General features: G+C 68.2%; 8 protein-coding genes. 1 reads left to right on the top strand and 7 read right to left on the bottom strand.

The genetic code is table 11. The annotated features are described in order from the left end of the window. Window positions 1-9: 9 nt before the first annotated feature. Complete coding sequence (locus L593_RS04050; RefSeq protein WP_020445661.1) at window positions 10-1,413, bottom strand: ATP-binding cassette domain-containing protein; 1,404 nt, start codon at window positions 1,411-1,413, stop codon at window positions 10-12. Beyond that, entirely contained in the window at window positions 1,410-2,516 is a 1,107-nt protein-coding gene (gene btuC / locus L593_RS04055) for a vitamin B12 ABC transporter permease BtuC (RefSeq protein ID WP_020445662.1), read from the bottom strand. Before btuC ends, L593_RS04050 begins: the two co-directional genes overlap by 4 nt. A gap of 166 nt (window positions 2,517-2,682) precedes the next feature. Here btuC and L593_RS04060 point away from each other — a divergent pair, with 166 nt between their 5' ends. Further along, window positions 2,683-3,741 (top strand): PGF-CTERM-anchored ABC transporter substrate-binding protein, encoded by a 1,059-nt coding sequence (locus L593_RS04060; RefSeq protein ID WP_020445663.1) that lies wholly within the window; start codon window positions 2,683-2,685, stop codon window positions 3,739-3,741. Window positions 3,742-3,787: 46 nt separating this feature from the next. Here L593_RS04060 and L593_RS04065 read toward each other — a convergent pair whose 3' ends face one another. The 5 genes from L593_RS04065 to L593_RS04085 all read right to left on the bottom strand — a co-directional run bounded on the left by L593_RS04065 (window position 3,788) and on the right by L593_RS04085 (window position 13,251). Further along, window positions 3,788-4,402 (bottom strand): GAP family protein, encoded by a 615-nt coding sequence (locus L593_RS04065; RefSeq protein ID WP_020445664.1) that lies wholly within the window; start codon window positions 4,400-4,402, stop codon window positions 3,788-3,790. A 294-nt stretch (window positions 4,403-4,696) separates the two neighbouring features. After that, window positions 4,697-6,841 (bottom strand): glycosyl hydrolase family 18 protein, encoded by a 2,145-nt coding sequence (locus L593_RS04070; RefSeq protein ID WP_020445665.1) that lies wholly within the window; start codon window positions 6,839-6,841, stop codon window positions 4,697-4,699. Window positions 6,842-6,938: 97 nt separating this feature from the next. Beyond that, on the bottom strand, window positions 6,939-8,516 hold the full coding sequence (locus tag L593_RS04075; protein ID WP_020445666.1) for a PKD domain-containing protein: 1,578 nt from the start codon (window positions 8,514-8,516) through the stop codon (window positions 6,939-6,941). 150 nt (window positions 8,517-8,666) lie between these two features. Next, the gene (locus L593_RS04080) at window positions 8,667-10,886 is read right to left on the bottom strand and encodes a glycosyl hydrolase family 18 protein (protein WP_020445667.1); all 2,220 of its coding nucleotides are present in this window, start codon (window positions 10,884-10,886) and stop codon (window positions 8,667-8,669) included. 880 nt (window positions 10,887-11,766) lie between these two features. Next, entirely contained in the window at window positions 11,767-13,251 is a 1,485-nt protein-coding gene (locus L593_RS04085; RefSeq protein ID WP_020445668.1) for an MATE family efflux transporter, read from the bottom strand. Between the last annotated feature and the right edge of the window lie 179 nt (window positions 13,252-13,430).

A 13,430-nucleotide genomic window follows, 5' to 3' on the forward strand; every position in this document is an offset into this window, starting at 1 on the left:
CGCCCGGACCTACTCGTCCACGTCGCCGTCGGTCTCGCCGTCGACGCCGACGTCGGTCTCCTGGTCCGCGTCGAGGTTGGTCTCCTCGTCCGCGTCGCCGTCGGGCACTCCGTCGACATCGACGTCGACCCCGCCGTCGGCGACCGTCGCGTCGGCGAGCGCTCGCCGATTGCGGGACTCCTTCGCGGTGTCTGCCGACCGTCGGGCGACCGCCTCGATCGTCCCCGGAAGCGAGTCCGGATCGGTCCGGAGGGCGCCCTCGACGGGGACGGGTCCCTCGCCGACTGCGACCAGCGGCGTGTCGGTGCCGGTGACACAGCGTCGCCAGGCCTCCGGGAGGTCCGTGGCGGCGAGGACGACGGCGTCGGCCTCGGCCGCGAGGTCGAGGGCGCGCTCGATCGCCCCGCCGTCGGCTGGGGCGAACGGCGGAACCGTCACGGGCTCGGCGTCGACGGCCTCGGCGGTCGAGACGGCGCGGTCGCCTGCCGGGACCGGGCCGAGCGAGAGCGACGCGCCCGCCTCCCCGAGTCGGCCGAGAGCGGAGGCTGCGCGCTCACCGCCGCCGACGACGTGGACGCGCCGGTCGAGTTCGGGGTCGGCCAGCGCACGTACCGTCACGCCGCCGTCCAGCGGCGAGTGCTCGACCGCGATCCGGGCGTCGAAAGCCGCCTCGAGGATGTCTGCCTCGAGGACGTCCTCGGGCGGTCCGGCGGCGACGATCGCTCCGCCGGCGAGCACGAGGATGCGATCGCAGAAGCGCGCAGCGAGTTCGAGGTCGTGAATCGCCGCGAGTGCCGCGGCGTCGTCCTCGTCCACGAGGTCCCTGACCATGGCCATCGTCTCGACCGCGTGGTGCAGGTCCAGACTGGCCGTGGGTTCGTCGAGGAGGAGGACGGGCGCGTCCTGGGCGATCGCACGGGCGAGCAGCACGCGCTGGCGCTCGCCGCCGCTGACGTCTTCGATCGAGCGGTCGGCGAAGCGGGCGGTATCGGTGCGCTCCATGGCCGCCTCGACCAGCGCGCGATCCTCGCGGCTCGGTGGGTCGAACCGCGAGCGGTGTGGGTGGCGGCCCATCTCGACGAGTTCGCGCACGGAGAAGGCGAAGGAGAGGTGCGTGGTCTGGGGGACGACGGCGATACGGCGGCTCGCGGCGGCCGAGGAGAGCGCCGCGATCGAATCGCCGACGACCCGGATCTCGCCGTCGTCGGGAGCCAGCGCGCCGCTGATCGTCCGCAGGAACGTGGTCTTCCCGGCGCCGTTTGGGCCGACCAGGCCGACGAGTTCGCCCCTGGCGACGGTCGCGGAGACGTCCTCGAGGACGGACTCCGCGCCAAAGGACGCGACGACGTCGTTGGCCTGGATCCCGGGGGGTCCGTCCGACTCGCTCGCCGTGGAAACCTCCTCACCGGTCACAGTCCGTGCACCTCCCGTTCCCGGAGTAGGTAGAGGAAGAACGGACCGCCGGCGGCAGCGGTCACGATGCCGACCGGCAGTACCTCCGGCGTCGTCCTGGCGAGCGTGTCCGCGGCGACGAGGAAGGTGCCGCCGGCGAGCGCGCTCGTCGGCAGGAGGACGCGGTGGTCCGGACCGACGAGCAGGCGGAGGACGTGCGGGACGATCAGGCCGACGAAGCCGATGACGCCGGCGACGGCGACGCCCGCGGCGGTGACGACCGTCGCGAGGCCCAGCAGCAGCCGCTTGGTTCGCTCGACCTCGATCCCGAGGTGGTGGGCATCCTCCTCGCCGAGCAGCAAGACGTTCATGTCGGGGCTGAACGCCCAGAGTGCAAGCGTGCCGGCGACGACGATGGGCAGCGCGAACTCGACGTCGCTCCACTGCGCGGCGTGGAGGTTCCCCATCAGCCAGTAGACGACCTCCTCCATGCTCCGGCCGCTGTTGATCATCAGAAAGGAGATCACCGCGCCGAGCAGTGCCTGGATCGCCACGCCAGCGAGCAACAGCGTGGCGACCGGCGTCCGGCCGTTCTCGGTCGCGATCCAGTAGACGCCGAAGGCGGTCAACAGGCCGGTGACGAACGCCATCGGCTGCAGGCCGAGCGGGACGAGCGCGGGCAACGTGATCGCGGCGACCGCACCGACCGCGGCGCCGGTCGAGACGCCGATGATCGAGGGATCCGCGAGCGGGTTCCGGAACAGTCCCTGCATGACGGTGCCGGCGGCGGCGAGTCCCACGCCGACCGTGGCCGCGAGCAAGACGCGAGGGAGGCGCAGATCCACGACGATCGTCTCGTCGGTCCCGGCGACGTCGAACGCGAAGGGCTGCCAGTAGCTAGCGTCCAGCGACGGGACGGGAAGGGCGGCGTCGACGAACGGGAGTCCGACCGTCGTCGTCGAGACGCCGACGGCGGTCGGGATCGCGAACTGATTTGCCACCGCGGCGACGACGGCTCCCGGAGCGACGTGGACCGTGCCGATCGCGGCGCTGGCCAGCACCGTCGCGACCAGCACCGCGAGCAGCCCGGAGGAGTACGTCGCCGCGCGCCGGTGGGCGTGCATGGGTCGTTCATCCGATTTGTGTTTCCTAAAGTCTGGTGGTTCAGTGTATTTCCGGGCAGTAGCGAGCCGCTCGAAGCCATCTGGAACCTGCCAGGCGGCCATGAACGGAAGTAAAGTTGGCTTGAAGTAGATACATTTTTATTGCTCCCGTGGCCTCGCTCTGACGATGACGCGCACAAGCAAGGCACTCGTCGCCGCGCTGGTCGTGGTGGCCGCGCTCGTGGGGGGCGTCGGCCACGTGGCCGCAGCGGACGCGGTCGGCCCGACGACCGCGGAGGCGGCGCTCGCCCAGGAGAACTGCTCGTTCCCGGTGACGCTCACCGACGCGTCGGGAACAGACGTGACGCTCGATGAATCGCCGGAGGACGTCGTGGTCCTCGGCGCCAGTAGCGCCCAGACCGTCTGGGAACTCGGCGAGCAAGACCGCGTCGTCGGGATGCCCGTCGGTCCGAGCACGGCGTATCTCGACGGCTCGCAGGATCGAACGCACGTGCTCGACGGCATCCGGGTCCAGACGGAGACCGTCGTCGACCTCGATCCCGACGTCGTGATCGCACCGGGCGGTATTATCGCCCCCGAAGACGTCCAGGCGCTGCGCGACGCAGGGCTCACGGTGTACGTCACGAACGACGGGAACTCGATTCAGGACGTCCGGGATCGCGTCACGAGCACTGGCCGACTGCTCGGTGCCTGCGACGCAGCCGACGACACCGTCTCCTGGATGGACGAACGCCTGGCTGTGGTCAACGAGACCACGCAGGGCGTCGATCGGCCGAGCGTCTTCTACTGGCTCGGTGGCGGCTACACGGCCGGCTCGGGCACCTTCCAGGGCGAACTCCTCCAGCTCGCTGGCGCCGACAACGCCGCCGCGAACATGGGCATCTCCGGCTGGGCCGCAGCCGAACCCGAAGCCATCGTCGCCGAGGACCCCGACTACATCCTCGTCTCCGAAGGCACCACGCTACCCGAGGACCATCCGGTCCAGCAGACCACCGCGGTCCAGGAGGGCAACGTGATCACCGTGAACGGTAACTACTGGAACCAGCCTGCGCCGCGGATCGTCCTCGCCGTCGAGGAGGTCACCCAACAGCTACACAACGAGTCCTACCAGGAGGCGACGAGCGACTCGGAAGGTAGTTCGGGCGACGCGCTGCCTGGCTTCGGCGTCGGTGCTGCGGCCATCGCGCTGCTCGGTACCGTGCTCGCGCTCCAGCGCCGGGAGTAGCTCCGACAGTCGGCCGGCAGGCCACCAGCGACGCGAGGCCACGGCCTCACAGGAAATTGCTCCCGACGATCGCGACGAAGAAGAGGAGGACGACCTCGTTGACGATCCAGGCGTTGTCGTTCATCCACTCACGGACTCGGGGCAGGAACGCCTCCGCCCGCTCGCTGAACGCCAGGACGGTGAGCGACGGGAGGGCCAGCAACGTGAGCGTGACCGCGAGGAAGCCGAGGGCGTCCGTGAGTGGGGCTTCCTGCGCCGCGAGGAAGGAACCCACGGAGACGGACGTGATGACGTCCGTCGGAAAGAACCCGAGCAGGAGGACGCCGAGGCGAAAGGAGAAGCGCGGCGAGGCGGTCGTCAACTTCCCCATCCACTCCGGCGGTTCGGATTCCTCCCTGTTCAGGTACACCCGAACCATCGCCAGAAGCAGCAACCCGAGGATAACCGCGTCGAGGACGCCGCTCGATCCGGTCTGGTCGCGCACGCCTCCACCGAGGAGGTAGGCGGCGGTCACCACGGCCGAAATCGAGAGCGCTGCGCCGGCGACGAAGGCCAGGGAGTTCGCTCGCCACCGATCGGTCGTCGCGAGGAAGATGGCACTCAGGAACTGGGGACCCGCGACCATCACGATCGCCAGCGGGAGGACCTGGAGGAGGCTCACGGGCGGTTGGAGGTGCAATCGGCCCACCGCGTCGTAGTAATGCCCGGGTTACCGGATCCGAGGGGTCGGCTACCGTCCACCGATCCGCCGCGTCGTGCTCCCGACAGAGTGCCCGATTCGATCGGCGCTCGTCGACAGCACGGACTGGTAGGACGGTGCCGAGCGCCGGTGGCGCCGCTGGGTGGGGCGCCCCCGAAGAAAGACCGCCTCCCGCTGCCGACTGCGGGCGACTGCTGCTTCGTGACAGCCCGCGGCCGGATGGGAGTCATGCCGTCTGTGGGTCGTGCGTTCCGTTCAGATCTCCGCGAGGATCGCGTCCAGCAGCGTGTGGTTCCAGTCCTGGGACAGCTCCCAGAACATCACGCCCTGCATGCCGCGCTCCTTGGCGAAGCTGACCTTCTCGGCGATCGACTGCGCGTCGTCGTAGCTGATGATCGTCTCCTCGCTCTCGTTGACGATGTAGGGCACCGCGCCGGGGTCGTGGCGGGACTTGTTCCAGCCACTGGCGCCCTCCATGTTCTCCTCGATGTCGCCGTAGTCGAACGCGCCGGTCGGATCGGCGCCGTCCTCGAGTGCGCTGTGCCAGGTACCTTCCGGCAGTCCGGAGTAGCTGCCGTACATCTCGGTGCCGTTGAAGCCACGGCCGTAGAACGGCAGGCCGAGGACGAGCTCGTTGTACTCCGCCGGCGGTGCGGGCGGGTACTCCCACTGGCCGGGCCAGTAGCCGGTCTCGTCGTGCTCGCCACCGTAGAGCTTGTCGACGGCGTACTCGACGTAGTACTGATTCTGGTACTGCGTCCCGTACTCGGTCGTCTCCAGCGGGTGCTGGGTGCCATAGAGCGGCGCGTTCTGACCGACCTGATCCATCCAGGAGCCCGTGAAGTCGTAGGCCATGATCGAGGTGTAATCACACACCTCGCCGATCTCGCCGTGGCGCAGGCCGCCGGCGTTCCAGTCGGAGCCACCGTTCGCGACGGAGAGGTGGTACTGCTTGCCGTCCTCCTGGCCGGCCGCGTCGAGCGCGTCGCGGATCGCCTGCAACAGGTCGACGTGCGTCTCGTAGTCCTCGTTGGAGCCACACTGACACTTGCCCTGCGAACTGCCGGGGTGCTCCCAGTCGATGTCGATACCGTCCAGATCGTACTGGCGCAGGATCTCGACGCAGCGGTCCGCGAAAGACTGGCGCTTGCTCGAGCTACCGGCGATCTGACTGAAGCCTTCGGAGTCCTCCCAGCCACCGATGGAGAGGGTGACCCGCGTGTCCGAGGCGGGCCCGGACTTGAGCTCCTTGAACGTCTGCAGGTTCTCCTCGTCTCGCGTGCTCATGATCGTCGGCTCGCCCGCCGATGCGTCGACGCCGAGGAACGCGTACTGCACGTCGGTGACCTTGTCCCACGGGATGTCCTCGGGGTAGTAGTCGTAGGGCGAGGACGCCTTCCAGCCGGGGTAGTAGCCGATGACTTTGAACTCGTCGGAGGGGCCGGTCGTCACGCTGACGTCGGTCGTCGTCGTGCCGGTCGCGCCGTCGTCGTCGGTGACGGTCAGCGTGACCGAATAGGTCCCCTCGCTCGCGAACGTGTGGTCGACGGTCTGGCCGGTCGCCGTGGTGCCGTCGCCGAACTCCCACTCGTAGCTGGCGATCGAACCGTCCGAGTCGCCGGAGCCGCTGGCGTCGAACGTCGCCGTCTGGCCGGGTTCTGGCGAGGCCGGATCGTTGGTGAACGACGCGGTCGGAGCGGCGTTCGGATCGCCGATCGTCACGTCCTGGGTGGTGCTCGCGGTCTCGCCACCGTCGTCTGTGACGGTCAGCGTGACCGTGACGACCTGGGCGGCGTCGTAGGTGTGAGTCGTCGACTCGCCGCTGCCGCTCGTGCCGTCGCCGAACTCCCAGGAGTAGGACGAGATGGTGCCGTCCGGGTCCGACGAACCGCTCGCGTCGAAGGTGACGGACTCGCCTGGGGCGGGGTTCGAGGGGCTGACGGTGAACGATGCGGTCGGGGCCTCGTTGGTCGTGCAGGCGCCCTCGAGCGTCCAGACGGCCTCGCTCTCCGCGGGCTCGGTGCCCTGGGTCCACCACTCGGCGGTCCAGAGCTGGCCGTCGTGAGTGACCTGGTCGCCGCCGTTGTAGGCGGTCGAGGAGTCCCAGGCGGAGACGCCGGAACAGTCGGTCTCGCTGCCGCCACCGCCACCACTGCCGTCACAGGCGCCCTCGTTCGTCCAGACTGACTTGCTGCCGTCTGGTTCCTCGCCCTTCGTCCACCACTCGGCGGTGAACAGGTCGCCGTCGTGAGTGACCTGATCGCCGCCGTTGTAGGCTGTGGTGGAGTCCCACTCCGAGACGCCGCTACAGTCCGCTGCCGATGCTGTTGCACTCGCGCCGACCGCCAGCGCGGAGAGTGCCGATGCCTTCCGTAGGATGCTGCGTCGTGATTCGTTCATGAGTCGTGTGTCGTGTGGTGATTCGCGTCGTGTGCTGGTTCGCGTCGTAGGGAGCGTGCTGGTCCGTGTGCTCTGGAGTAGCTGCAGACGAGGGTGATCAGTCCTCGTCGTCCTCGAACTGATAGAAGATGTCAGCCTGCGCGTTCGCGCTGGACTTGTACATGGCCCAGAAGGAGAGCAGGCCCATGTCATGCTGCTCGGCGTAGTCCACGAGCCACTGCCCGTCGCTCTCGGTGAAGTTGCTCTCGCCGACGTTCGGCGTCACGCCGAGCATCTCCCAGCGCTCGGCCTCGGTCTTGTTCGGGAAGGGGTTCGCGAGCCAGTCGACGGTGCCCTGGGCGGCGCCGGAGATGAAGCTCGTGTAGTCGCCGGAGTAGCCCATCGTCATGACGTTGACGTAGGACAGGTCGACGCCCTGCGCGACGGCGTCGGCGACCATGTCCTTCGCGGGCGAGTAGTTCCGGTTCTCGATGCCGCCGGAGCCCGCCGGCACCGTGTAGGAGATCTTCACCTCGGGCCGCTCGTCCTGGAGCATCGCGAGCGCCTCGTTGCGGATCCGGTAGACGCTGCCGTCGCGACCCGCCTCGTTGGCGTTCTCGTCGTCGATGTCGAGGTGCGTGACGCCGAGCGTGTCGAGGATCTCCGCGTAGGCGTCCTTGAGCACGGTCGCGTCGGTCGCGTCGCGTGCGACCGTCCGGCCGTCCCAGCCGCCGATGGCGACCCAGACCTCGACGCCGTTGTCCTGCAGGGTCTGGATCTCGCCGGCGAAGTCCGAGAGCGGGCGCTGGCCACCGGATGTGAGCCAGCCGGGGTTGACGCCGTCGCCGTCGGTCGCGTCGCCGACGAACGACAGCACCACGCGATCGGTGTTCGCGTTCAGCGTCGCGTTCGGGACGTCGCCCCAGGTGCCCTGGTAGGGCGCGAACACGTCGTCCTCCTTGCTACCGCCACCGCCGCCACCGTCGTCGCCGACGGAGATCGTGATCGAGTCGGTGTCGGTCGCGCCGGCGTCGTCCGTGACCGTGAGCGTCGCGGTGTAGTCGCCTTTCGAGCCGTAGCTGTGACTGGCAGTCTGGCCCGTCGCCGACGCGCCGTTGCCGAATGCCCAGCTGTAGGAGCTGATCGTGCCGTCCTGATCCGAGGAGCCCGAGCCGTCGAACTCGACCGTCGCGCCGACGGCCGGGTTCGTCGGGGTCGCCGAGGCGACCGCCGTGGGCGAGAAGTTCCCGCAGTTGCCCTCGAGCGTCCAGACGTTCTCGCTCTCGGCGGGCTCGGTCCCGCGCGTCCACCACTCGGCGGTCCAGAGCTTGCCGTCGTGGACGACCTGGTCGCCGCCAGTGTAGGCCACGTCGGATTCCCAGACGGACACGCCGTCACAGGAGGCGCCGTCGCCGCCACCGCCGCCACCGCCGCCCCCGCCACCGCCGTCGCCATCGCAGGAGCCCTCTGCGGTCCAGACGGACTTCGAGTCGTCCGGCGTGGAGCCGCGGGTCCACCACTCCGCGGTGTAGAGGGTCCCGTCGTAGGTCACCTGATCGCCGCCGTTGTAGGCCGTGTCGGGATCCCACGCCGGGACGCCCGAACAGTCCGCTGCCGATGCAGTCGCGCTCGCGCCGAGAGCGAGCGCTGACAGTGCCGATGCCTTCCGTAGGATGCTGCGTCGAGTTTCGTTCATGGTTGGGATCGAATGCCGCGTCGCCGCAATTCCCGCGTCGACTCGCAGGCCGCCTCGCCGCCACGGCCGCGTGGGCTCGAACGCCGCGTCGGCCCTCGACCGGGCCGCGAGCCGTGCCGCGTGTGCGGCCCACGCGTGGCTGCTCGCTCGTTATCCGTTTAGCGCGTTCCAGAGCGCGGTGATGAGCGTGCCTTCCTTCGTATCTGCGCCGATCGCCCAGAGCATCGTCCCACCGTAGGGCGAATTCGACAGCCAGCTGCCCTTGGCTTCCATCGACTGCGTCGTCGGGTGCGTGATCATCAGCCGGCTCTCGGCGTTGAAGCTCCAGGAGGAGGCGGCGTCCTCATCGAAGTAGGTCTCCCAGTTGGCGCCGTCGAGGTTGACGGGGTTGGAGCCCGTCCGACCGTCACCGACGAGGTCGAAGGCGTCCCAGACGCCACCGAGGCTGGTGCCCTGCTGGCCCGGGCCGGGGTAGGAGCCCTCGCCGCTCGCGTCCTCGTCCTCGCCCTGGAACGGCTGGTGCAGCCCGTCGTCGACAGACGAGCCGACGCCGCTCTCGGGCTGCTGGACGTCGGTCCAGCTGCGGCCGTAGAACGGCACGGCCATGTTGAGCTGCTGGGGGTCCCAGCCCTGGTCGACGTAGTACTGGAGCGCCGAGGACGCGTTCCAGGTGTCGGCCTTCGGAAGCGGCGAGTCGGGATCCGCGTCCAGCGGCGACTGGTGTCCCGTGTAGTCACTCCAGATGCCGCGATAGTCGAAGGTCATGACCGAGACGAAGTCGAGGACGTCCGAGAGCTTCCCGTGCTCGAGGCCGTCGAGTTTGCCGGGGTCTGCGCTCTGGGCGGCAGTGAGCACGTACGGCTCGTTGCGATCGGGATTGTTCGCCTGCGCCTCGTCGAGCGCGGCGCGGATCTCCTCGAGGAGGAGGGTGTACTTCTCCTGGTCGCCGGGCTGTGAGATGTTGTCGATGTCACAGACCGGGGAGTCGGCAGTACAGCCGCCACCGCCGGGATACTCCCAGTCGATGTCGACGCCGTCGATGCCCGTCTTCGTCACGAGGTCCGCACACTCCTGGGCGAACTTCTCGCGCTTGGCCGGGTCCTGGGCGACCGGCGAGAAGTACTCGGAGTCGCCCCAGCCCCCGATCGAGAGCAGGAAGGTGACGTCGTCGCGCTCGCGGGCGTAACCGCTGAACGTCTTCCCGCGATCGGGGCCCTGCCAGTCCTCCTCGGCGTAGAAGACCTGCTGACCGTAGCTGTCGCCGACGAGGTTCAGCGATCCGTCCTTCTCGGGTCGCCCGAACGCGTACTGGGCGTGGGTGATCTCGTCGAAAGGAATGTCCGCCGGCAGGTACTCCCGCTCGTACTGGGACCACTGCCGGTAGTAGGCGACCACGCGCTGGTCGCCCGTGGCGACGCCGACGCCGACGGTCGTCTCGGCAGTCGCAGTCGCGCCGTCGGCGTCCGTCACAGTGAGCGTGACCGTGTACTGTCCCTCGCTGCTGTAGGTGTGATCGACCGTCGCGCCGCTGCCGGTCGAACCGTCGCCGAAGTCCCACTCGTAGGACGAGATGGAACCGTCGGGATCCGAGGATCCCGATCCGTCGAAGCTGGCGACTTCGCCGGGGTTCACGAAGTCCGGCGCGTCGATCGACGCCGAGGGCAGGAGGTTCGGGTCGCCGACCGTGATCTCCTGACTCGTCGTCGCCGACGTACCGCTGTCGTCCGTGACGGTGAGCTCGACCGTATAGAAGCCAGCGCTCTGGAACGTCTCCGTCACCGTCTGTCCACTCGCGGAGGTGCCGTCGATGGTCCACTCGTAGGACGATATCGAGCCGTCAGGATCCGAGGAGTCCGACGCGTCGAAGGTAGCGGACTCGCCGGGTGCCGGGTTCGACGGGCTGACAGCGAACGATGGCGTCGGCCCCTCGTTACAGGCTCCCTCCAGCGTCCAGACGTTCTCGCTCTCTGCAGGTTCGGTGCCCTGGGTCCACCACTCTGCCGTCCAGAGCGAGGTCTCGTGGGTCACCTGATCGCCGCCCGTGTACGCCGCGCTGGAATCGTACGCTGGGACGCCGCTACAGTCGGCCTGATCGCCGCCTCCACCACCGCCACCGCCGCCACCGCCGTCACAGGGGCCCTCGTTGGTCCAGACGGACTTCGATCCGTCCGGCGTGGAGCCCTTCGTCCACCACTCGGCGGTGAACAGGTCGCCGTCGTAGGTGACCTGGTCGCCGCCGTTGTAGGCGGTGTCGGGATCCCACTCGGAGACGCCGCTACAGTCCGCTGCCGATGCTGTGGCACTCGCCCCGAGGGCCAGTGCGCCAAGTGCCGATGCTTTGCGTAGGATGCTGCGTCGAGTTTCGTTCATAGGTTCGATGATAGTCCGGCGATTACAGCGTGTTTCCACCAGTGTGCCGCCGACCCCCTGTCGATCGGCAGCACTCCCCCGCTCAGTGACCACCAGCGTGCAGTGGTCACTGATCGGCCCGCGCGAGACCAGCCACCTCGTCTGACGCCACCAATCGAACCGCGGTAGCGTGTAGCAGGGATCACGACCAACAGAATTCCGAAAACGAGTTCACCCATATATCCGCTTCGATCATTTCACCCCTATAATACGGCATCCAACGTCGTGGATGGCGGTATAGAACACTAATGATACCACAGTGGATCGGATCTTTGTGTGAATAATCCTAATATATCACGAACCTCTGATGCAATTTTGAAACTCCGTTCGATTAACCGACCCTGGCCTTTAACTATAATAACTACAACAATTATTTTTACAAATTGTAGGAAATGGGCCAGTACTATCGGCGACACCTGCCGGGACGTGCAAGGCATTGATACGCAGGTGAAGAACGATCCGGCAGCAACTGACAATATTTTCCGGCAAAAGTGACCCGGTTTGCTCGGGCGCGCGCTACCATGTGACACGTGAGCTGCGGGGCGCCACCAAGAACGCCCCGAGTTGAGAGCGGCCACGAGGACACCGAGTGTAGCGGGGTCAGGAGCACACTGCGTTCAGAGCGGTCAGGAACACACTGCGTTCAGAACAGTCAGGAGCACCTCGGGAACGGCCAGGAGTTCCCGAGAACGGGTCGGGAGTCTTCGGGAACGCTGAGGACTTCAGGAAACTGGGAGGAACCACGTGGACGGCCAGGCGTTCGTGTGAAACGATCCAGGCAGTGACGAACGGTTGGTTGGAAGGCAACGGGGGAACGGGCGCTCCCGTCCGCGAGCGATTCCTACTCGTCGGGGACGTCCGTCTCGGTAGTCCTCGCGGGGTCAGTTCCCGACCGGGTGTCACCCGCCGTCCCGCCGCTCGCTGTCGAGTCCGTCGGCACCTCGTCAGCACGGTCGATGACGCCCTCCGTCCAGGTACCCCGGAGGAACCAGACGAGTCCGAGGGCGAAGGAGGCGATCGCACCGACGGCGTAGGCCCACCACAGCCCCACCGCACCCCAATCGAGCGCGGCGATCTCGACGCCGAGCAGCGGAATCGTGATCGCCCAGCCGAAGGCCAGGCCCACTGCCAGCGGAATACGGAAGAGCCACCGCGAGCACAGCGAGAGCGCCATCGCGATCCGGGTCGAGCCGGCGCCGCGGAACGCACCCTGGAGGACCATCAGCCCGCCGAAGAAGCCCCAGGCGATCGTGACGATCCGGAGGAAGCGAACGCCTTCGTCGACGACGGCCGGATCGTCGACGAAGATTCGCATCGCCGTCGCCGGCACGAGCCAGACGAGCCCGCCGGCCGCGAACAGCAGCGCCATCGTCGCAGCCGTCGCTCGGTAGGCGACGGAGGCCGCGCGATCGGGGGACTCCGCCCCGAGGTTCTGGCCGACGCCGGTGGCCGTCGCCTGCCCGACCGCTCCAGACACCGTCCACGTCACGGACATATACCGGATCCCGATGCCGTAGGCCGCGGTCGCCGCCTCGCCGAAGCGTGCGACGAGGCCCGCCATTGCCACGGCGGCGAAGGAACGCGCCCAGCCGTCGAGCGTAGAGGGATAGCCGACGTCGACGAGTTTGGCGAGCAGTTCCCGATCGGGGCGGAGGTCTCCGGGGTGGAGTTTGATGCCCCAGTCGCCCCGGAGAAGGATGTAGACGCCGACCGCGGCGGCCAGTCCGCGAGCGCCGAACGTCGCCCAGGCCGCACCGCGGACGCCCATCGCAGGCAGCGGGCCGACGCCGAGGATCACGAACGGATCCACGACCGCGTTCGCGACGGCGGAGATCGCGACGAGCCACATCGCGGTTTTCGTGTCGCCGGCGCCCTGGAGCGCGGCGCGGAAGGCGATGAAGAGGAAGGTGAGCGGCAGGGAGAGGAAGATCACCTCGATGTAGCGCAGGGCCTCGACGCGGACGTCACCGCGTGCGCCGATCAGGTACATGAGTTCGTGACGGCCGAGGTAGCCGGCGATCGCAAGGGCCGAGGCGACGGCGACCGCGAGGAGCATCGTCTGGCCGACGACGGCGTCCGCGCGGCGGTCGTTCCCCGCGCCGACGTGCTGGGAGACCATCGCGATCGTCGCGGCGGAGAGCCCCATCGCCGTCGAGACGAACAGCCAGGAGAGCGGGAACATCAGGGAGACCGCGGCGACGGCCTCCGAGCTGACCCGCCCGACCCAGAACATATCGGCGAGGTTGTAGAGCGTCTGGAGGAGGTTGCCGACGACGAGGGGCCACGCGAGGTAGAAGAGTCTGGACGTGATCGGCCCCGTCGTCATGTCCACGCGGCTGTCCGCCGACACTGCACACGGCTCCAGCCGCCGCGGTCGTAGACCTTGCGGCATCGGTCGGCGCGTACCGAACGGCCGTCGGGCTGGCCAGGGACACACGATGTGACCAGGTCATCTGTATCCCGCAACCGCCCGGCCAAGCCACGGTCGTTCGGGCGCTCGCGCGC

It is taken from the genome of Salinarchaeum sp. Harcht-Bsk1, assembly GCF_000403645.1.
Classification (GTDB): Archaea; Halobacteriota; Halobacteria; order Halobacteriales; family Salinarchaeaceae; genus Salinarchaeum.